Origin of the sequence: Neptuniibacter sp. (assembly GCF_024231755.1) — a bacterium.
GTDB lineage: Bacteria > Pseudomonadota > Gammaproteobacteria > Pseudomonadales > Balneatricaceae > Neptuniibacter.
In genome coordinates this window covers 1-20524 of the sequence record NZ_JAAEQH010000173.1, presented here as the reverse complement: position 1 = coordinate 20524, position 20524 = coordinate 1, and the positions used below count along the sequence as shown (strand labels likewise).

Genomic DNA, 20524 nt, shown 5'->3' with positions numbered 1-20524 from the left:
AAGAAAACAGGGGACAGATTTAAATCTGTCCCCATTCAAGTTTCTATCTATGGAAGGTTAGCTAGCAATCCAAGCTTCCAACTCATCTGCACTCCCAATCAACTCCCCATCAACGAAAACCTGTGGTGTAGTGCCACGACCTGTTACTGCTTGCAGTGAACTGAAGCTAACACCGTTGCTACCCAGTTCAATCTCTTCGTACTTGTAACCATTTTGCGCTAACGCATTTTTGGCACGTGTACAGTGTGGGCAGCCCGGCTTACTGATAACGGTTACACGTTTCGGCTGCACTGCATTTGGATTGATGTAATCCAACATTGTGTCTCCATCAGAAACCTGGAACGGGTCGCCTGGCAGATCTGGCTCGATAAACATCTTATCGATCACACCATCTTTCACCAGCATAGAGTAACGCCATGTACGCTTACCGAAGCCCAGATCCTGCTTATCGACTAACATACCCATCGCTTCACTGAACTCACCATTACCATCTGGCAGGAACGTGATATTTTCAGCCTTCTGATCTTCTGCCCAAGCATTCATCACGAATGTATCGTTCACCGACAAACAGATAATGTCATCAACACCATTCTCGGCAAATACCGGTGCCAGCTCGTTATAGCGTGGCAGGTGTGTGCTGGAGCAAGTTGGTGTGAAGGCCCCCGGCAGCGCGAAAACAATCACATTCTTCCCTTTGAATAACTGATCTGATGTTACATCCACCCAGTCGTTACCCTGACGAGTGTGGAAAGTAACTTGTGGAACATTCTGGCCTTCGCGATTCTCTAACATGATCTAATTCCTCAGTATCGTTGTCTGGTTAGCGTTCCCTGACGCTGTTGGAATAACTATACAAACCGGAACAAAATAAGAGAAATTAAATAAAACCAACAAATCGATTAAGAAAAACTATTTATAATAGTCAGGCTGTTTCTAAAGGGGAATATACCAGGCAGAAAGAGAGAAACTGATCGAATGGCATCGGCTTACCCAAATGGTAGCCTTGTATGAAATCACAGCCATATGAACTTAGAAGGTCCAATTGCGCTTGATCTTCTACCCCTTCTGCAACCACTTTAATGCCGAGGGTCTGGCCCATTTTTATAATCACTTCCACCAGCGTTCTGTCCTGTTCATCATCCATGACATCTTTGACAAAACTTCGGTCAATCTTAAGATAATCTACAGGATAGTGGCGTAGATAGTTGATAGCAGAATAGCCAGTACCAAAATCATCGATAGAGAATGCAATACCACTAGCACGCAGAGTGTTTATCTTCTCCAACTGACTTTCCACACCACCCATTAACAAGGATTCAGTAATCTCAAACACGACTCTGCTGGTATCTATATGATATTTTTTCAACGTGTTTAACCAGCGCTGATCAACATTTCTCCCCTGAAACTCAGCAACAGAGCGGTTGATTGATACCTGAACATCAACACCTTTCTCAGCCATTTTGTTCAACAAATGGCAGGTTTCTTCGAGGATCCAATCCCCTAGATTGCAGATAGCCCCCGTGTGTTCAGCAATCGGAATAAACTCTATCGGAGAGACGAGCCCCTTCTTAGGATGGTTCCAGCGAACAAGGGCCTCGCATTTAGAGATACTTTGCTGCTCCAGATCCATAATCGGCTGGAAATAGAGTTCAAACTCACCATGGCGTAATCCATCGAGAATCTCATTGTGGACCTGGACGTGGCGTTTCACCTCCTGACTCAACTGCTCGTTGAAGAAGAAGATACGATTTTTCCCTGCACGTTTAGCCTCGTACATCGCTCTGTCGGCATTCTGCAGCAAAGCTTCCAAATCTTGTCCATCTTCTGGAAATATTGCGATGCCAAGGCTATGGGTTACTGAAAGATGCCGCCCCTGGATAGGGTAAGGCTCACCCAGTTCCATCTGCAGCTTTTCTGCCAATAGTTCCGCTTGAGTGGCCGTTTCAATGTCTTTGAGCACAATAACAAATTCATCACCCGCCAGACGGGCCAACAGATCATCACTACGCACAATGCTACTCATGCGATCAGCAAACAGGCGTAATAACTCATCCCCCGCATGGTGCCCCCAGTTATCATTCACCTCTTTGAAATAATCAAGATCGATGAAGAACAGGGCAAACTTATGTTGATGGCGTTGATGCTCGTGAATCGTAGCTTTTAACTGCTGCGTAAAATGGTATCTATTGGAGAGATTGGTCAAACCATCGTAGTTAGCACGGTAATTAGCCGTTTCTATGGCAATTAATTTCTCACGGTAGTTGGTAGAGATTAGATAACTCGCCATGGCTATTACAAGGCTGACCAGTATTGCAACAAACCAATATGAGAAATAATGACTTTGATCTACCTGCCAACCGTTATTGGAACTGGCAGCAATCTGCCAGCGACCTGACGGAAGTATCACATCAACCATTACCGCATCAGCGGTAAATGTTTTTTCAGATCCATAAAAAACATCGCCCTCTTCACCCAGACCATTATGTCCACGGATCGCGATATTCAATCCCCAGAGGTTTTCTGCAATACCAGCCTGTTCAAAAAGCATCTGGTCACGGATAACCCCTGTTATTACCCCCCACAACTGATCTCGGTTTTCGCCAATAAATACAGGCACACGTACAACAAGTGCAGTATTGCCCTGAACTAACTTCACCGGACCGGCAATAATGATCTCATTCTTATCGATGGCTTCCTGAATTACAGCCATCTGCTGAGGCACAGTCCGGTAGTCCAGACCTAAGGCTCGCTCATTGCCTTGCAGTGGATAGATATTGGTAATAACGAGGTCCGGCGCTAAGCCCAGATGGCTGATGCTTAACTGGGATTGGAGGTACTCTTGCGCGAGACTTTCAAATTCGCTTTGAGTGATATCCGAGTTGATGGCTATTTCCGCTTTAAGCCCGCGAAGTACAACTAAGTGAGAGTTAATTTCACCTTCAAGTCTGGCTCCAAGTGTGAGCAGATTTACAAAGGCTTCATGCTTGATATTTTCTCGGATACGCGAAAACTCATGATTAATAAATAACCCTGAGAGAAAAAGGACAAAACAGAATAATGCCAAAGCAAAACTGAATGGGCGCCCTGTTAGTTGCTTAAAGATCCGATGAAACATCTACACTCAACAGCTGCCAAATTTAAGACCATAGTAACAGTTTTATATTACAGAAAAACACCCGAACAGCAGGGCTTTATTCCCGGAGATTCTATGCATCAAGTATCCAGAACTTCATGTTCAGTTTCGGCTGCGGCATACAGCAAGCAATCACTTAGGGCGATATCCGGTCTCGTGGTAATCATAAACAGTTTCAAGCGTTGTGCTGTGAGAAGCTGATTACCTTTTACTTCAAAGTATTTGTCCCGGACATCACAACCATGAGCATCATGCACCCTCAAGCAATCAGCACCTTGCCTACCACCCAGCCAGCCAATAAGCTGCCCTCTTTCCACGGTCCCAAAGTTACATTTATCCAGTTCGGAAGGAACTGTCAGATCGGTACCCAACACATAGCTATCTGCGTATGCGACTACTGACTCCTGATCCAATTCTAAACGTATCGGATGCCTATAAAGGTCCATATGGTGCCCATGCTCAAGCTCCATGACCTGTTCCTGATAAAGATATTTCTGTAGCCCTTTCCAGGCGACACCATCCGATCCATCATCCTGTGCACCACCACACTCTATTGTGACAACAGGGCAACGGCGGCTTGTGGTTTCCATTAATGCTCCTAATCGCAGATCTGTAATCACCAGACGATCACAGAACAAGGACACCAAAGCTTCGTGAACAGCGTTTTCGTAGACCACTACCCCAAAGTCAGGGCTGTGCCCGGAGGTATTGTGAATATCGATAATGCACTCAGGCTGGTAATCAGAAAAGATATCCAAGATCTCTTCCGCAATTTTTCCTGGTTCATCAGAAAATGGAGGAAAAAAACAACGATTCATATCCCTCTGCCCAGGAAAGACCCTATGTCGGAACATCTGTTCTTCAATTGCGGCAGGAATGGCCGGAATAAAACAAAGAATATTGCAGATCGGTTTTTCACCGCTTTTCAACCAACGGTGAAACGCCCTTAAACCCGATGGTTCATTCCCATGTAGCAGAGTAACAATACCCCGGGTACGATCAGCCTGTTGCCCTTCCACAAAGATCATTACTGCGTCAGCCATCTCCTTGATAAAGGCTTCGGCGCTGTCCAGTAACTCATCGGGTGTGGGGTTAATCAATTTTTTCATCAGTACACCTAACGCTCGTCCCGATTGACCCATTCTGAAACGGGAACATTCTCTGCTGAATAATCCATATAACGCTGCATCATCCGGGTAAGCGCAGCATGATCGGGCATCTTACGAACTAAACGCTGGAACTCACGGCGTTGCCACAACGCACCTGTCATTCCGCTATTAATACGTTGCTTCATAATGACAAGATAATAATCCGCTTCCTTATCATCAACTCCTAATTCTTTAAGTCCCTTGTATGCTATAGGGATAATCTCTTCGGCAATAGACAACACCGATTTTTTTACCAGCCCCCCTACCCGGTTGAGGTCAGGCCACATTAGGTCCGCATTAACCCCTCTCTCTGCGGCAAGATAAAAATTACGCGCCAAGGTTGTAAAAGGCATTGCAGGAATAATTTCATCCATCTGTTCCTGCAAGCCTTTGGCAACACCCAGAGCAAACGCTGCATTGGTAACCATGTCACAGGGCGTAGGCCCGGCAGGAAGCGCCCGCATCTCAACGCGTACATGCCCGCCATCATGAGAATCGTACACGGCTCTATTCCAGGGCCAGACTGTACCCGTATGTAGACACAACTCGTTTAATTTAGGAGTTTTCCCCTGCTTTATTAGTGAAGCAACATCCTCCTCACTTACTACAGGCAGAATAGGTTCATATAACCGCACAGATTCAGCAAACAGCTCATAAGCACCCTCTCTTACCCAACCATTGCCAAAATCAACTCTGGAAGGCAGCCCCCGATCACACTCATCATGCGACCGGCCATCAATCGCCTGTCTAAATAGCGGTATACGTGTTTCATGCCATAGTTTATGACCGAGCATAAATGGCGAATTAGCAGCTAGAGCCAAGACAACCGGAGTAACCAGCTGTAATGCATTAAAGGTACAGGCGAAACGCTCAGGATTCACTCTGAAATGAACCTGCATTGAACTATTCGCCCCTTCCAGGGTTACATCATTGGAGCGTAAGGATATTGGAGGGTCGCCATCAATTTTGATACAAAACATCCCTCCTCTTAATCGCTGCAACGCTTTGGTTAAAGCAAAAAATCGGGACTCATCGGTCATCACCTGCAAGCCAAAATCACTTCGTTTCAGTGTTGGTAGAATGCCGATAGGCAGGGCTCTGCCCTGCTCTTCTTGCAACTGGGAGGTGACCAGTTCAATGGCATACTTCATCTCCTCTTCAAGGCGAGTAAAAGGCGTTCCAGCGGCAGGGACAGGGGTTAAATTGTATTCAAGGTTAAAGCGATTCAGCTCAAGCGCCAGCTGCTTATGATCACAACGGGAGATAACCTCTTTATTCAACAGCAGTGGGCGTGCTTGTTGATCGATAAGATATAACTCCAGCTCTGCGCCAATGGAGGCAGAGCCAACTCCAAAATCAGGTTGGGATAATAAGCACTTTAAGCCCTGGAGATTCTCCAGCAACTTTTCCTGAAAGTGCTGATAATCCTGCTCAGAAAATTTTTCCGATGCTATTTCCTGTCCCATACAGTCATAAACCCCTTCTAGCTCTTATAGTTAAGATTAGTAAGGGGCAGACAGATCTACCACCTTAGAGTGTGAACTAATTCATCTAAACACCCACTAAGTAAAGACAGCCCAATTCTGGTACAATTCTGAACAATTGTTCATAAAGCGTACATAAAAATGCGCTATAATGAAGTTTCCTTCTGCTGAATTTCAGCCGGGAATACTTGTAAGCAAAGTAAGAAGTAAGTGGTAGTACTATGGAAAACAACATCTCATTAGGTCTGACACAGCCGTTTGCGGCTCCTCGTACTAGCGGTCTGGAATCTTCAAACCGACAAGGTTCAGCTGTGGATCAGCTATTGTCACCGCAAGCACCATCTCAGGTAGCCCGTACTGAAGAGATTCCATCTACCAGCCAAGTTCAGCAGGTCCAAAACCAGCCTGAACTGCGAACTAATCAAACAAACAATGCCGAGCAGGCTCCGGAAGCTCGTCAGCAGCAGATTGAAAGCTTCCTGTCTGAACTGACAGGCCAAGATGCTGAGAACTTCCGAGGCATTGATGTTGAGTCTGCCCTAGAGATTCAAGAAAGTTTCCGTAATCGCCCAGAAAACGAACCTCAGCAGACAGAATCATTCGCTGAGGCACCGGCTGCGTTCAATTCACCTGATGAAGTTGCTGCACAGGATCCGCAGAACCCTGATCAGCAGCTACAACAGCGCTTACAAGATCGCTTATCTGACCGTATTGCAAACGATCCAGGCACCGAATTCCCACAGCTGATCCAAACTGCAGTCTGATTATAACTGCAGTTCTTCCTATTACAGCTTTGTCAGAGCGGCAAGAGAGCGGCAAGAGCCGCGTTAATGAATGCTTATCTAAAAATTTGAAACTTTCAGTCATTCACACACTCTAACCCTGCAATTGCCAACTTGAAGGAAGAGTGCATGTCTGCTCAGCCATTACCTTTCTACCATTCATTGCGTTTCCAAATGGGATTAGCAGTGGTTGTTCTACTTTGCCTACTGGCGGCAAATACTTTGTTTTCCTTCAACAGCGAAAACCAACGCAGACAGGATTATGTTGCTCTACAAAGCTCCGGCAACATTCAGCAGTTATTCAAAGCTCTAATTAAACAAAGCTCTCAATACGCAATGGATGCGCCACGGGACTGGGAAACCTATTTCCGTGATCTGGGCATGTATGGGCAGGATTTACGGAACATCATTCGCGGACTCGATGAAATGATACCCCAGCTGCACAATCAGCCAGAGGCACTGGAACAATGGACAGAATACTCTGCACAGATTGCCGAAACTATCGGAGATCCGAACGAACCCAGACTAGAAGCTGTAGCCCTCTGGGTTGTAGAGCATAAGGCACAGCTATCTGGCTTATCAGATCAGATCGGCACTACGACTCACGAACTGCTTCGCCAGCAGCTGGAACAGCAAAGGCAAGTGAATATATCTCTTTTAGCGCTCTCTACCTTAATCGGCTCGATTACACTCATCTCTTTGCACCGGGTTTTCAGCCGCCCTCTGAGAAATATTTTGCAGCGCCTGCAGAATTTGGCACATGGCGAGCTAACAGAAGATGAACAGGTTCAATCCAGAAATGAGATGGGCACTATTTATAGTGCCATTGATGAATTATCACAAAACCTGAAAACCACGTACAAACTTACCAGTAGTGTTAACCAGGCAACTACTATCGATTCAGCCCTATGCTTCGTATACGAAGAGTACAAACAACTTCTACCTATAGATGCCGTTTGCCTGATCCATCAAAGCAACGATAGGCAATCGCTGGTACTTGATCGAATCCACAGTGACGGTAATCTGCAATTAGAAACTAATGCTGAATTTTCACTGCAAGACTGTACTCTTAGCAGCGCGCTGCAAGAATCTGAGATGTTGCTACTCCAACAGCAAGCTGATTGGGATTGCCAGCACTCTGAATTGAAAACCTATCTGATGAGTTCAGGACTGAACTCGGCTCTGTTTATCCCTTTTAACAATCAAAGTGGAACCCTGCTGCTCTTTGCCAGCAAGCAGCCTACTGCCTTTACCGAAAAGCACCTGCAGCTATTGAAAAATGCAGGTGGGCAGCTACAGCATGCTTTTGAAAAAACAGAGCTTGTTGAGAATTTGGTTATCTCTGCAGTGAGTGGCTTGTCGAAACTAGCGGAAAGCCGTGACCCGGAAACGGGGGATCACCTGACGCGCATGTCTTTATATTCCATGATCCTTACCGAAGAACTGGAAAAATCGGGGCCTTATCAACATCTGATCGATAGCCGCTATGTAAGAGATATTCTGCGTTTCTCTCCGATGCACGACATCGGCAAAGTAGGTATCGCTGATAGCATTCTGCTAAAACCCGGGCGACTCGAACAGACCGAACGAACTGAGATGGAACTTCATCCAACAATTGGAGGCGAAGTACTCAAACGCTGTGAAGAGCAACTCAATGCCAGCGGACATTCAATGTTTAAGATAGGGATAGAGATTGCCGAAGGTCATCACGAAAAATGGGACGGTAGCGGTTACCCAAACGGTTGGAAAGCACAAGAGATACCCCTTTCTGCCCGAATTGTTGCCGTTGCCGATGTATTCGACGCCCTGACATCCAAGCGACCTTACAAAGAGGCCTGGCCGATAGAGAAAGCATTAAAGATGTTTGATGAAGAAGCAGGAAAACACTTTGACCCAGAAGTCATAAGTGCCTTCCATCGTTCACTACCTAGAATATTGGAAGTGTATGAACGCCTCAAGCATGTATAACATCGGTTAGCAGTTCAGTTATAACTTCAGAGACAGGGCTGCCTCTATTCGAAAACAACCCTGTCACGCCCCTCAGCTTTTGCAGTATAAAGGTTGTGATCAGCTCGATTTAGCACTGAGGGGAAACTCTCTTCAAAGCCCCGTTGAGCAACCCCAGCACTTATAGTCAGATTAATATCATGCGCAAACTGCAGCTTATTGACTAACATTCTTATTCTTTCGGTAAGCTGCAATACAGGCTCAATAGACTCCGCAAGCATCAAGATAACAAACTCTTCGCCACCATAACGTACTGCCAGATCCTGCGGACGAGTATTTTCATGCAAAACCTTACCGACTGCTTCAAGCACATCATCACCAAAATGATGCCCAAAATTATCGTTAATAAATTTAAAGTGGTCTAAATCCAGAAAGATCACATACAGGTGATTATCCTCGTTACGCTTATCCCGACTAATAAAGCTATCTTCAGATTCATTCAGATAACGTCGACTAAACAAACCAGTAAGCGGATCTTTGATCGCCATATCCTTGATTACAGTCGTACTACGTTTTGCGAATAAAACAGAAATTAAGACCATTAATAGCACAGCGGCAAGGATTAATTTAGCCGCCTGTATTGCCAGCTGATTCTTCTGTTCAGCAACCTCGTCCAGATAGATGCCTGTACCGATCACCCAATCCCAAGGCTCAAAATAAGCAACATAAGAAACTTTAGGGTATGCAGTGTCATCACCACCCGGTTTCGGCCACATATAATCTACCCAACCACCACCTGCATGGGCTGCTATAACAAATTCATTAAAGAGATATAGTCCATTTACATCTTGAACTGTCGAGAGATCAATCTGCATCAACTCTGGCTTAACCGGATGCATTACCATATTCCCTGAACTATCGTTAACCCAGTAATAGCCTTCATGGATATGACGGGAGGAACTCAGAGCCTGTAACGCAATTGCTTTTGCGTCCTCTTCACTTAGTTCCCCTTTACTACTCAACTCGTAAAAACCTTTAGTCATCGCTAACCCCGCAGTAGTTAGATCCTGACTCTCTTCTTTTTTAAGCTGATAATAGATATCTGTAAAAGCAGTGAAAAAAAGGAAAGTAAGCAGCAGCATGCTGAAGAGACTCACTAATCCCATCAAGCCAAACTGACGCCCAATATCTGAACTAAGATAAACTTTCACAACGGAACCTCCTTCGCATGAAGAAGTAAAGTCCTTTTGAATATATCCCTATCCCATAATAACTGCTCATAATACTTGCATCATGATAACGATCACTTCACCTGCGGATTACTTTAATACAAAGTAACGCAGTTGATACACATCAAAGAGTTTTAAGTAATAAAAAAGGCGCATTAAGCGCCCTTTAAAATAGATTCCTGTTAGTAGAATAATTAAATCTCTGCTGCAAGACGAGTTCCTTGATTGATCGCCCGCTTCGCATCCAATTCAGCAGCAACATCAGCACCGCCAATCAGATGCACTGTTTTACCGATCTGCTCTTCCAGCTCTCGACGCGGTTCCTGACCTGCACAGATGATGACATTATCTACTTCCAGCAGTTTCGGTTCACCGTCAACCAGCAGATGCAGACCATCATCATCAATCTTTTGGTAGTCGCACTTATTGAGCAGGTGAACACCTTTTTTCACCAGATCAGCACGGTGTATCCAGCCTGTTGTTTTACCCAAACCTGCGCCTACTTTGGTTTTCTTCCGCTGCAACAGATAAACCTCACGGGCGGCTGGCTCAAAATCAGACTGCATATTTTCTACACCACCACGCGCTTCCATACTCATATCTACGCCCCACTCCTGCATAAATGCGGGAATGTTCAGGCTGGTTGATTCGCCTTGATGCACCAGGACTTCTGAGATATCGAAACCGATACCCCCCGCACCAATGACAGCCACCTTCTGGCCTACCTGAGCACCGTTCATTACATCAAGATAAGTCAGTGCTTTTGGATGACCCTCACCCTCAATACCCGGTTTACGCGGTGTAATACCCGTAGCCAGAATCACTTCGTCAAAGTCTGAGTCATCCAGCATATCAGCCGTTACCGGTGTATTCAGTTTCAACTCAACACCGGTTAACTCAATCTGTTTGCCGAAGTAGCGCAGGGTTTCATAAAACTCCTCTTTACCCGGAATCCGTTTCGCCACATTAAACTGGCCACCGATCTGATCAGCAGCATCAAACAGGGTTACCTTGTGTCCACGCTGTGCAGCTGTAGTAGCAAAAGCCAGACCCGCAGGGCCAGCACCAATCACTGCCAACTTTTTAGTGTGAGTCGCAGGTGCGATAACCAACTCCGTTTCATGACAAGCACGCGGGTTTACCAGGCAGCTTGTTAGCTTGCCTGCAAAAACATGATCCAGACATGCCTGGTTACAACCGATACAGGTATTAATCTCATCTGCTCGATCTTCTTCTGCTTTAACCACAAACTCAGGATCAGCCAAGAATGGGCGCGCCATAGACACCATATCCGCATCTCCCCGCGCCAATACTTCTTCAGCCACATCCGGCATATTGATACGGTTGGATGTGATCACAGGTACGTTCAATGCTTTACGTACTTTTGCGGTTACCCATGTAAATGCTGCACGCGGCACTTTTGTAGCGATGGTTGGGATACGTGCTTCATGCCAACCAATACCCGTGTTGATAATGGTTGCGCCTGCTTCTTCAATTGCCAGGCCCAGCTTTACGATCTCATCATAGCTGCTACCACCCTCAACCAGATCGAGCATTGAGAGGCGGTAAATAATAATAAAATCAGTACCTACCGCTTCACGAACACGGCGTACAACTTCCAACGGGAAACGGATACGGGCATCGTATTCACCGCCCCACTCATCGTCACGTTTGTTAGTACGGGCTGCGATAAACTGGTTAATCAGGTAACCCTCTGAGCCCATGATCTCAACACCGTCATAACCTGCTTCTTTAGCCAGAGAGGCACAACGCACGAAATCGCTAATCTGTTGTTCAATATCCTCATCGCTCAGCTCCTTAGGTGGGAAAGGATTGATCGGTGCCTGAACTGGAGAAGGGGCTACAGGCTGAGGGTTATAAGCATAACGACCAGTATGCAGAATCTGCATACAGATTTTGCCACCCTCTTTGTGTACTGCCTCGGTTACCATTTTGTGATTAGCCACATCGTCTGCTGATGCCATCTGTGCGGCGTGACCGTGTACCGCTCCCTCTTTATTCGGGCCGATACCACCAGTCACAATCAGAGCCACCCCACCTCGGGCACGCTCTGCATAAAACACTGCCATGCGTTCAAAACCATTTGGTGCCTCTTCCAGCCCAAGGTGCATTGATCCCATCAGAACCCTGTTTTTCAGGATAGTAAAGCCAAGATCCAGAGGCTCAAGAAGATGTGGGTATGGGGTAGTCATAATTCTGCTCTCGTCGTAATTCTTTTATTGTTGTTCTGCTTTCTGCAGAGGGGCCGTAATTGCGCGCAAACCATCAAATTCCGGTGCTTTACCGGACATCTTCGCGGTGAAGGTTTGCATCATATCGTTTGGCTGGAACATACCTGACTGCCAGGTCGCCATATAACTCAGGCTATCTGCCACACTATGATCACGAGCGTAATTGATCATCTGTTTACAACCCGTGACGGCTAGAGGGGACTGTGCTGCAATCTGTTGTGCAGTTCTCATAACCCCTTCCAGCATTTCATCTTGAGAGGGATAAACCTGATTAACAAAGCCTGCCGCCAAAGCCTCAACTGCAACAAACTTACGGGCAGTATAGGCCAGCTCACGGGCTAGCCCTGGAGCGATTAGTCGCGGAAGACGCTGTAGCGTTCCAAGATCAGCGGTCATACCAAGCTCAGTCTCTTTGACTGTGAAATATGCATCTTCTGTGCAGAAACGCATATCGGTTGCACATACCAGATCCAGTGCGCCACCGATGCATCCACCTTGTACTGCACTGATCACAGGGAATCTCACCTCTTCCAGAACGTTAAAACACTCTTGTAGCTGGGTAACCAGGCGACGAATCGCTTCAGCTCTGCGACCTGCTTCACCACTGAACATCTGCGGGTCAGGTTGTGTAAAAACCTCCAGGTCCATCCCGGCACAGAAATGCTTACCTGTGGAGGAGATCACCAACACTCGGGTTTGAGCTTCCACATCCAATTTACGGATCGCTTCTGGAAACTCTCTCCAAAAGGTTCGATTCATCGAGTTACGCTGATCAGGTCTGCTCAACTGCAGATGGGCAATATGGTTTTCCACACTCAGGGTGAATGTCTCGTAGCTCATACACATCTCTTTTTATTGGTTTAAGGTGATGAAAAAACAATCTAGACACCGTCAAGATAATCATCTATTTTGACACTGTCAAGATTGATTGTTAGATTGCCGCTCATGAGTAGATCTAAAAAACCCTATCATCATGGTGATCTGAGAGGATCACTGCTAAATGCCGCTACCGATCTGATTGCAGAAGGTGGCGTTGAAAACCTTTCTATCCGCAAACTGGCAGATAAAGTGGGCGTATCGCGTACCGCGCCATATCACCACTTTAAGGATAAGAACGAGCTGCTCTGCGCTATAGCAGAAAAAGGTTTTTTGAAGCAGGACTCTCTCGTCGAATCCATGGCCGAGCTGAAAGCAGCACTCTCAGCAACTGAGATGTTTGAACGCTACGTGCTGACTTACATCCAGTTTGCTGACGAAGAGAAAGAAACATACGACCTGATGTACGGGCGTGAGATCTGGAAATGCGGAGTCCCAACAGAATCTTTGCGTTCCATTTCTAAAGAGTGTTTCCGCAACTGGCTAAAATGGGTCGAGGTCTTACAAAAGGACGGAATTTTTGACCCTGAACAACCTACTCTGAGAGTTGCCCAATCCAGTTGGGCCGCCCTGCATGGGCTTTGCAGGCTGTTTAATGATGGCATCTACGTTGATCGCGACGATATTGAGGATATAGCTAAAAACACCGTACATATGTTGATCCGTCAGCACCAATAGAGATAAACCATGCCTAAAATTCAGTTCAGCCATGCCAACGGTTTTCCCGGCAGTAGTTATAACTATCTGTTCAGTCAGCTACCGGAATATGAAATCACCTATGTAGAAAAGATGGGTCACGGCGACTATCCCCTTAATGGCGACTTGCGTAACTATGCAGCAGAGCTCATTGAAGATATTGAGAACAGGCACGAAGCTCCAATTATCGGCATGGGCCATTCTGCTGGCGCCGTAGTCACCTTGATAGCTGCAGCTATACGCCCAGACCTGTTCCAGCATGTGATTCTGCTTGACCCGGTGCTTTTCAGTAAGCGTAAACGTTACGCGATGAAACTGCTCAAACCGATGGGACTGTTGGATAAAATCACGCCTGCAGCAAGAGCCTCAAAACGTCGTGCCCAGTTCGATAGCAGGGAGCAAGCTCGGGAGTATTTCAGTAAAAAGAGTCTGTTCAGATCATTTCATCCTGAATGCTTTAACGATTATATCGAACACGGCCTGACGGAAACTGAATCCGGGGTTGGGCTAGCCATATCCCCCGAAGTGGAAGCCGATATATTTCGAAATGTGCTGCTTGATGCACCTAAATGCCTGAAGAAAGTTAAAGGTAGCGTTATCTATGGCAAGAAGAGTGATTTGTTTGCCCGTAGCGATAAGAAATGGTGGCAGCGTAACTTTCCACATATGGAGCTAATCAGTTTTGATGGCGGCCATCTATTTCCTTTTGAACATCCGAAAAAAACTGTCCAATGCTTACAGGAAAAGATCCTCTCTAAGCTCCCGCTACGCTGATAACCTGAGCAAACAATAGCCAGAAGATATAATTATCTGTAATAGAACGTGACTCAACTCGGTACTATTACTAGAATTTTGAGTGAAGTGTACTTTTCAAGGTTGATATTATGCAGTTTCAGGATTATCTGACTATTCTCGCCAAGCGCGATGGCTCCGATCTTTATCTCACCACAGGGGCACCACCATGCGCTAAGTTTGAAGGGAAGCTCACTCCGCTGAGTAAAGAGCCTTATAAACCCGGCGAGATAGAAGCTATTGCAAACGAGCTTATGGATGAGCAGCAACAAGCCGATTTTGCCGAAAATCTGGAAATGAATCTGGCTTACTCGATCCCTAAAGTTGCACGTTACCGTATTAACATCTTTAAGCAACGTAACCAGTACTCCATCGTTGCCCGTAATATCAAAGCTGATATTCCTCAGATGGATACACTGGGTCTTCCGCCTATCCTGAAAGAAGTAATCATGGAAAAACGCGGATTGGTATTGTTTGTGGGCGCAACCGGCTCGGGTAAATCAACCTCACTGGCAGCACTGATCGATCACCGCAACCGTAACAGTGGTGGTCATATCATCACCATCGAAGACCCGATTGAGTTTGTCCACAACCACCGTAAATCTCTGATTAACCAGCGTGAAGTGGGCGTAGACACCCGAAACTTCCACAATGCTTTGAAAAACGCTCTGCGTCAGGCTCCGGATGTCATTCTGATTGGTGAGATCCGTGATCAGGAAACCATGGAACAGTGCCTGACCTATGCGGAAACCGGCCACCTCGCGATCTCAACTTTGCACGCTAACAACGCGAACCAGGCACTGGATCGAATTATCAACTTCTTCCCCCAGGCTAGGCACAAACAGATCTTCCACGACCTCGCTCTGAACCTCAGAGCTATCGTATCTCAGCGTCTTGTCCCAACCATTGATGGCAAACGCTGTGCAGCCATTGAGATTATGCTGGGCACCTCCCCCATTCAGGAAAAAATCATGAAGGGCGAGATTAAGGCGATCAAAGAGATCATGTCTACCTCCTCTGAGACCTCGGGCATGCAAACCTTTGATGACTCCCTGTTTTCACTCTTTAAGCAAGGAAAGATTACTCAGGATCAGGCGCTAATCAACGCAGACTCATCGAACGATATGAAACTGAAAATGAGCCTGAACAGCTCCGATGATAAAGCGGAACAGGACAAGCCGAAAGAGCCGGAAGTTCATCTGGATGATGATCCACTGGCAGGTTTGAAGCTGCTGGATGAGGATGAAGAGGTTTAAGACTATCGGTAGTAGATAACTCTATTTACTGGAGATATCTACTACAGATACGAACCAGGCCAACTGCATTCAGGGCCTAAATGGTCTCACATACATAATCTATAGAACTGCTTTTAGCAGCATACATAGCTTTGTCAGCAACTCTAAGTAAGCTCAGCAGGTTATAGTCAGAATCAGTTATGGCGATACCTACACTGCAGCTACAGCTTTTAATTTCCCCGCTTCCTGAAACCGAACAGATTCTCTCCACACATTTTATTGCTGACTGCTTTATATCTGCTCTGCCACTCATACAAATGGCAAATTCATCACCACCGATTCTGACAACCAGATCTGAGGATCGTGTAGACTCACTCAAATGCTCAGAAAACCTAACAAGTACCTCATCACCAATATCATGACCGTATCTGTCATTAACATTTTTAAACTTATCTAAATCAATAAACAGCATGGCGACTTGTTGTTGCTCTCGTTTAGCTTTTTGTATGAATAAATCCCCAAGCTCAAATAAAGCCCTTCTATTATGCAGGCCGGTTAAATAGTCATGTGCAGCTAGCTGTTTAATTTTCTCCTGCTGAAGCTTTAGCTCTGTAATATCTTTGCTTATACCTACCAGACCAATTACATTCCCTTGCGAGTCAAATACGGGGTTTTTAGTTGAGCTAACCCAGCGAAGATTTCCTTGGAGGTCATAATAAGGTTCTTCATGTTTATTTAATTTATGACCTTTCTGTATTACTGACTCTTCAAACTGATAGTAAACCTCAGCATGTTCAATAGGGAAAACATCGAAATCATCTTTCCCTACTAACTCTTTCCATGATGAGTGATTAGTCAATTTAGCGAAGGCATCGCTGGTATAGATAAATTTGTGATTAATATCTTTTATGTAGATGAAGTCATCTGTAACTTCCAGTAAGGTTTCAAGCGCTTTTTTACATCTTGAAGACTCGAGTACAATGAGCTTGAGTTCGTCAGGAAGAGATCTAAATAGCTGTTGATCCTCGGGTATGCTCCAATCCTGAATTTTGCCCATTCCAAAACCTTTCTATTATCAGCGTACAGTTAAGATGATGAATGTTAGTTTTAGGATATTCTCAATCTGTAAAATTCACAAATTACAAGCGCATTTCCGTCTGCCTTTGACACATAAAAGGAATTCCTTTTCTAAGAAAAAAGCCCCGTCAAAAGACGAGGCAAGATAGCTTAGAGCGAAGTTCTCTCGGATATGAGAAGGGGTGGAGTATGCCGATAGAGAATAGAGTGGAGTTAATCCTCCATCGACTAATACGCTCTTAGTTCACACGTTCAATCACTGTTGAAATACCCTGACCCATGCCGATACACATGGTCGCCAGACCTAATGTGCCATCCTGCTGCTCCAGAACATTCATCAGTGTGTTGGTGATACGGGAACCGGAACAACCCAGTGGGTGACCCAGTGCGATAGCACCACCTTTCAGATTTACTTTGTCTTCCATCTTATCGAGCAGGTTCAGACCTTTCAGTACAGACAGACCCTGTGCCGCGAAAGCTTCGTTAAGCTCAACATAGTCGATATCGTCGATTTTCAGACCTGCACGCTTCAGTGCTTTCTGCGTTGCCGGTACTGGACCGTAACCCATGATAGATGGATCACAACCTGCTACCGCCATGCTTAGGATACGTGCACGTGGTTTCAGGCCCAGCTCTTCAGCTTTAGCGGCAGACATCACTAACAGTGCGGATGCACCATCGGAGAATGCAGAGGATGTACCCGCAGTTACAGTACCCACTTTTGGTACAAACACTGGCTTCAGGGCGCTCAGCGTTTCAACTGTAGTCTCCGGACGGATTACCTCATCAGCTTCCAGCAGAGATTTAAAACCGTTCTCATCATGGCCTTCTACTGGGATGATTTCACTATCCCACAAGCCTTTCAGGTGAGCTTCGTGCGCCAGACGGTGGGAACGTGCAGCAAACTCATCCTGCATCTCACGGCCGATACCGTTCATTTTGCCCAGCATTTCAGCAGTGACACCCATCATCATCGCAGCTTTAGCAACCTGCTTGGACATCTCAGGGTTGATATCTACACCATGCATAATGGAAACGTGGCCCATATGTTCAACACCACCAGCGATAAAGATATCACCGTTACCGGTCATAATTGCCTGAGCTGCTGCATGCAGCGCCGCCATTGAAGAACCACACAGGCGGTTGATTGTCTGCGCTGCGACAGTGTGCGGGATACCTGCCAGAACCGCAGCATTTCGACCTACGTTAAAGCCCTGCTCTTTCGTCTGGTTTACACATCCCCACATGATATCTTCGATATCACCGGCTTTGACTGCTGGGTTACGCTCCAGCAGACCTTTCATTACTGCTGCTGACAGTGCTTCGGCACGAACATTACGGAATGAGCCGTTTTTCGATTTACCCATTGGGGTACGAACACCGTCAACGATTACTACGTCATTTGGTTTCAAGTTCATCTTTATTTACCCCTTAAGCCTGTGCACTTTCAGAAAAGTATTTTTCGCCTGCAGCGGCCATCTGCTTCATCTTCTCGGTTGGCTGATACAGCGGGCCCAGAGATTCATATTTAGCAGCCATTGCCACGAAGTTATCCAGACCGATCTGATCGAGGTAATGTAGAGCTCCACCTCGGAATGGAGGGAAACCGATACCGAAGATCAGAGCGATATCTGCTTCAGCAGGGCTATCCACGATGCCATCTTCCAGACAACGAACAGTCTCAATACACAGAGGGATCATCATACGTTCGATAATCTCTTCATCGCTGAAGTCGCGCGCTTCTGTTGCAATACCTTCCAGCAGAGCAGGCACTTCTTCATCAACGATTTTCTTAGGCTTACCTTTACGATCCAGTTCGTACTGGTAGAAACCTTTATTGTTCTTCTGACCGAAACGTTCCAGTTTGAACATACGGTCGATCACATTTTCATTATCGTGCTTCATGCGGTCCGGGAAGCCTTCAGCCATTACCGCATCAGCATGGTGTGCAGTATCGATACCCACAACATCCAATAGGTAAGCAGGGCCCATCGGCCAGCCAAAGCGTTCCATCACTTTATCAACCTGTTTGAAGTCTGCTCCATCTTCCATCAGTGCGGTAAAGCCACCGAAGTACGGGAACAGAATACGGTTAACCAGGAAGCCAGGGCAGTCATTAACAACGATCGGTGTTTTACCCATCGCTTTTGCGTACGCCACGGTACGTGCTACCGCTTCTTCAGATGTTTTCTCACCGCGGATAACCTCTACCAAAGGCATCTGGTGAACCGGGTTGAAGAAGTGCATGCCACAGAAGTTTTCCGGCTTCTTAAGCGCTGTCGCCAGCTCTGTGATAGAAATAGTCGAAGTGTTGGATGTCAGAACAGCACCTTCCTGCAGAACTCCTTCAACTTCAGCCAAAACCGCTTTCTTAACATTTGGGTTTTCAACAACCGCTTCAACAACCAGATCAACATTGCCGAAGTCACCGTAGTTCAGGGTAGGCGTGATGCTGTTCAGCACCCCTGCCATCTTCATCGCATCCATACGGCCACGGGAAACACGTTTGTTCAGTAGCTTAGTCGCTTCATCCAGACCCAACTGCAGAGCATCATCGTTGATGTCTTTCATTAGGATCGGTGTACCTTTCGATGCTGATTGGTAAGCGACACCACCACCCATGATGCCTGCACCAAGCACAGCGGCCTTCTTAACTGGCTCAGCTTTGCTTTCAAAACCTTTGCTGACTTTCTTCACGTACTGGTCTTTCAGGAACAGACCAACCAGTGACGCACAAACATCAGTTTTCGCTACCTTAATAAAGCCTTTTGCTTCAATCTCAGCGGCTTTATCTCGTGGTAGATTCGCATGCTTTTGAATCGTTTTCAGAGCAGCCATTGGTGCCGGGTAGTGAGGACCCGCCTTACCACCAATCACACCTTTTGCAGACTCGAATGCCATCATCTGCTCAATCTGATTCAATTTAATTGGGCTCTGTTTCTCTACTCGACGAGCGGCATAATCAAACTTGCCAGAAATACAGCCGTTCAGCAGATCTAGTGCAGCTTCTTTAACTTTATCGGTTGTTACAACGGCATCAACACCACCGTCTTTCAGTGCAGCTGCAGGGCGTTTTTCAGCACCACCGCAGATCCACTCATTAGCATTATCGACACCGATCAAACGTGGTAGGCGAATGGTGCCACCCCAACCCGGATAGATGCCCAGTTTCACTTCTGGCAGACCAACTTTCGCCTGATCACCCATCACACGATAGTCTGTGGACAGTGCCAGTTCGAAACCACCACCCAGGCACAGGCCATTAATTGCAGTGACAGTTGGGAAAGGCAGATCTTCAATCTGATTAAACAGACCATGAATTTCCAGCAGACCTGCTACCAGTTCATCATCTTCAGCTGCGAAGAAGCCCATAAATTCGGTAATGTCCGCGCCGACAATAAAACACTCTTTAGCACTGGAGAAAATTGCACCGCGGATACCGTCTACACCCTGCAGTGCTGATACAGCTTCACGTAGCTCAGCAAGCGTTACCTGATCGAGTTTATTAACGGAATCATCTTTGCGGTCAAAAACCACATCGTATATTCCGTCTTCGATAGACTGCACGTGAATCGTTTGTCCTTCGAAAAGCATCTAAGTTGCTCCGTATATTTTTATTTTTGGCCCAGCCTTAAGCTGGGCTGTTCAGGATTATTTTTCTATGGAAGCTGTTTACAACTTACCTTCCAGCTCAGGAACTGCGTCGAATAAATCCGCTACCAAGCCGTAATCTGCCACCTGGAAGATTGGTGCTTCTTCATCTTTGTTGATCGCAACAATGATCTTGGAATCTTTCATACCTGCCAGATGCTGAATCGCACCGGAGATACCCACCGCGATATACAGATCAGGTGCTACCATCTTGCCGGTCTG

Annotated in this window: 16 protein-coding genes; 5 read left to right on the top strand and 11 right to left on the bottom strand. The window is 46.2% G+C overall.

What is annotated here, in order from left to right; all coding sequences use genetic code 11:
* Positions 1 to 57: 57 nt before the first annotated feature.
* The 4 genes from GY843_RS09360 to GY843_RS09345 form a co-directional block, all read right to left on the bottom strand.
* Positions 58 to 792: a glutathione peroxidase gene (locus tag GY843_RS09360; protein WP_297308887.1), complete on the bottom strand. Its 735-nt coding sequence runs from the start codon at positions 790 to 792 to the stop codon at positions 58 to 60.
* Positions 793 to 922: 130 nt separating this feature from the next.
* On the bottom strand, positions 923 to 3115 hold the full coding sequence (locus tag GY843_RS09355; protein ID WP_297308886.1) for an EAL domain-containing protein: 2193 nt from the start codon (positions 3113 to 3115) through the stop codon (positions 923 to 925).
* Positions 3116 to 3213: 98 nt separating this feature from the next.
* Entirely contained in the window at positions 3214 to 4242 is a 1029-nt protein-coding gene (locus GY843_RS09350; protein ID WP_297308883.1) for a succinylglutamate desuccinylase/aspartoacylase family protein, read from the bottom strand.
* A gap of 8 nt (positions 4243 to 4250) precedes the next feature.
* On the bottom strand, positions 4251 to 5747 hold the full coding sequence (locus tag GY843_RS09345; protein WP_297308881.1) for a glutamate-cysteine ligase family protein: 1497 nt from the start codon (positions 5745 to 5747) through the stop codon (positions 4251 to 4253).
* Positions 5748 to 5986: 239 nt separating this feature from the next.
* Between GY843_RS09345 and GY843_RS09340 the strand changes: the two genes are divergently transcribed.
* Both GY843_RS09340 and GY843_RS09335 read left to right on the top strand, forming a co-directional pair.
* Complete coding sequence (locus tag GY843_RS09340; protein WP_297308880.1) at positions 5987 to 6529, top strand: hypothetical protein; 543 nt, start codon at positions 5987 to 5989, stop codon at positions 6527 to 6529.
* Between the two features lie 147 nt (positions 6530 to 6676).
* Positions 6677 to 8515 (top strand): HD domain-containing phosphohydrolase, encoded by a 1839-nt coding sequence (locus tag GY843_RS09335; RefSeq protein WP_297308878.1) that lies wholly within the window; start codon positions 6677 to 6679, stop codon positions 8513 to 8515.
* Positions 8516 to 8559: 44 nt separating this feature from the next.
* Here the strand turns inward: GY843_RS09335 and GY843_RS09330 are convergent, their stop codons facing one another.
* The 3 genes from GY843_RS09330 to GY843_RS09320 all read right to left on the bottom strand — a co-directional run bounded on the left by GY843_RS09330 (position 8560) and on the right by GY843_RS09320 (position 12815).
* Positions 8560 to 9705 carry a diguanylate cyclase gene (locus tag GY843_RS09330; RefSeq protein WP_297308876.1) on the bottom strand — a complete coding sequence of 382 codons (1146 nt, stop codon included), beginning with the start codon at positions 9703 to 9705 and terminating at the stop codon, positions 8560 to 8562.
* A gap of 212 nt (positions 9706 to 9917) precedes the next feature.
* A complete protein-coding gene (locus tag GY843_RS09325; protein ID WP_297308874.1) occupies positions 9918 to 11936 on the bottom strand; it encodes an NADPH-dependent 2,4-dienoyl-CoA reductase in 2019 nt (672 codons plus the stop codon).
* Between the two features lie 24 nt (positions 11937 to 11960).
* Positions 11961 to 12815 carry a crotonase/enoyl-CoA hydratase family protein gene (locus tag GY843_RS09320; protein ID WP_297308872.1) on the bottom strand — a complete coding sequence of 285 codons (855 nt, stop codon included), beginning with the start codon at positions 12813 to 12815 and terminating at the stop codon, positions 11961 to 11963.
* 105 nt (positions 12816 to 12920) lie between these two features.
* Here GY843_RS09320 and GY843_RS09315 point away from each other — a divergent pair, with 105 nt between their 5' ends.
* From GY843_RS09315 to GY843_RS09305, 3 genes are all read left to right on the top strand, one after another.
* A complete protein-coding gene (locus GY843_RS09315; protein ID WP_297308870.1) occupies positions 12921 to 13529 on the top strand; it encodes a TetR/AcrR family transcriptional regulator in 609 nt (202 codons plus the stop codon).
* Positions 13530 to 13538: 9 nt separating this feature from the next.
* A complete protein-coding gene (locus tag GY843_RS09310) occupies positions 13539 to 14321 on the top strand; it encodes an alpha/beta hydrolase (RefSeq protein ID WP_297308869.1) in 783 nt (260 codons plus the stop codon).
* Between the two features lie 110 nt (positions 14322 to 14431).
* Positions 14432 to 15595 carry a PilT/PilU family type 4a pilus ATPase gene (locus GY843_RS09305; RefSeq protein ID WP_297308867.1) on the top strand — a complete coding sequence of 388 codons (1164 nt, stop codon included), beginning with the start codon at positions 14432 to 14434 and terminating at the stop codon, positions 15593 to 15595.
* A 76-nt stretch (positions 15596 to 15671) separates the two neighbouring features.
* Here GY843_RS09305 and GY843_RS09300 read toward each other — a convergent pair whose 3' ends face one another.
* The 4 genes from GY843_RS09300 to GY843_RS09285 form a co-directional block, all read right to left on the bottom strand.
* Positions 15672 to 16631 carry a sensor domain-containing diguanylate cyclase gene (locus tag GY843_RS09300; RefSeq protein WP_297308866.1) on the bottom strand — a complete coding sequence of 320 codons (960 nt, stop codon included), beginning with the start codon at positions 16629 to 16631 and terminating at the stop codon, positions 15672 to 15674.
* Between the two features lie 259 nt (positions 16632 to 16890).
* Positions 16891 to 18069 carry an acetyl-CoA C-acyltransferase FadA gene (gene fadA, locus GY843_RS09295; protein ID WP_297308864.1) on the bottom strand — a complete coding sequence of 393 codons (1179 nt, stop codon included), beginning with the start codon at positions 18067 to 18069 and terminating at the stop codon, positions 16891 to 16893.
* A gap of 13 nt (positions 18070 to 18082) precedes the next feature.
* Entirely contained in the window at positions 18083 to 20245 is a 2163-nt protein-coding gene (fadB, locus tag GY843_RS09290; RefSeq protein WP_297308861.1) for a fatty acid oxidation complex subunit alpha FadB, read from the bottom strand.
* A gap of 78 nt (positions 20246 to 20323) precedes the next feature.
* The coding region (locus GY843_RS09285) for an FAD-binding protein (RefSeq protein WP_297308859.1) at positions 20324 to 20524 on the bottom strand (201 nt) is incomplete at its 5' end.

What these genes read in the sequence shown, in the direction of transcription:
- GY843_RS09350 (WP_297308883.1), bottom strand. Translation starts at nt 4,242, where the DNA reads ATGAAAAAATTGATTAACCCCACACCCGATGAGTTACTGGACAGCGCC.
- fadA (WP_297308864.1), bottom strand. Translation starts at nt 18,069, where the DNA reads ATGAACTTGAAACCAAATGACGTAGTAATCGTTGACGGTGTTCGTACC.
- GY843_RS09310 (WP_297308869.1), top strand. Translation starts at nt 13,539, where the DNA reads ATGCCTAAAATTCAGTTCAGCCATGCCAACGGTTTTCCCGGCAGTAGT.
- fadB (WP_297308861.1), bottom strand. Translation starts at nt 20,245, where the DNA reads ATGCTTTTCGAAGGACAAACGATTCACGTGCAGTCTATCGAAGACGGA.
- GY843_RS09340 (WP_297308880.1), top strand. Translation starts at nt 5,987, where the DNA reads ATGGAAAACAACATCTCATTAGGTCTGACACAGCCGTTTGCGGCTCCT.
- GY843_RS09300 (WP_297308866.1), bottom strand. Translation starts at nt 16,631, where the DNA reads ATGGGCAAAATTCAGGATTGGAGCATACCCGAGGATCAACAGCTATTT.
- GY843_RS09345 (WP_297308881.1), bottom strand. Translation starts at nt 5,747, where the DNA reads ATGGGACAGGAAATAGCATCGGAAAAATTTTCTGAGCAGGATTATCAG.
- GY843_RS09320 (WP_297308872.1), bottom strand. Translation starts at nt 12,815, where the DNA reads ATGAGCTACGAGACATTCACCCTGAGTGTGGAAAACCATATTGCCCAT.
- GY843_RS09325 (WP_297308874.1), bottom strand. Translation starts at nt 11,936, where the DNA reads ATGACTACCCCATACCCACATCTTCTTGAGCCTCTGGATCTTGGCTTT.
- GY843_RS09335 (WP_297308878.1), top strand. Translation starts at nt 6,677, where the DNA reads ATGTCTGCTCAGCCATTACCTTTCTACCATTCATTGCGTTTCCAAATG.
- GY843_RS09305 (WP_297308867.1), top strand. Translation starts at nt 14,432, where the DNA reads ATGCAGTTTCAGGATTATCTGACTATTCTCGCCAAGCGCGATGGCTCC.
- GY843_RS09315 (WP_297308870.1), top strand. Translation starts at nt 12,921, where the DNA reads ATGAGTAGATCTAAAAAACCCTATCATCATGGTGATCTGAGAGGATCA.
- GY843_RS09355 (WP_297308886.1), bottom strand. Translation starts at nt 3,115, where the DNA reads ATGTTTCATCGGATCTTTAAGCAACTAACAGGGCGCCCATTCAGTTTT.
- GY843_RS09360 (WP_297308887.1), bottom strand. Translation starts at nt 792, where the DNA reads ATGTTAGAGAATCGCGAAGGCCAGAATGTTCCACAAGTTACTTTCCAC.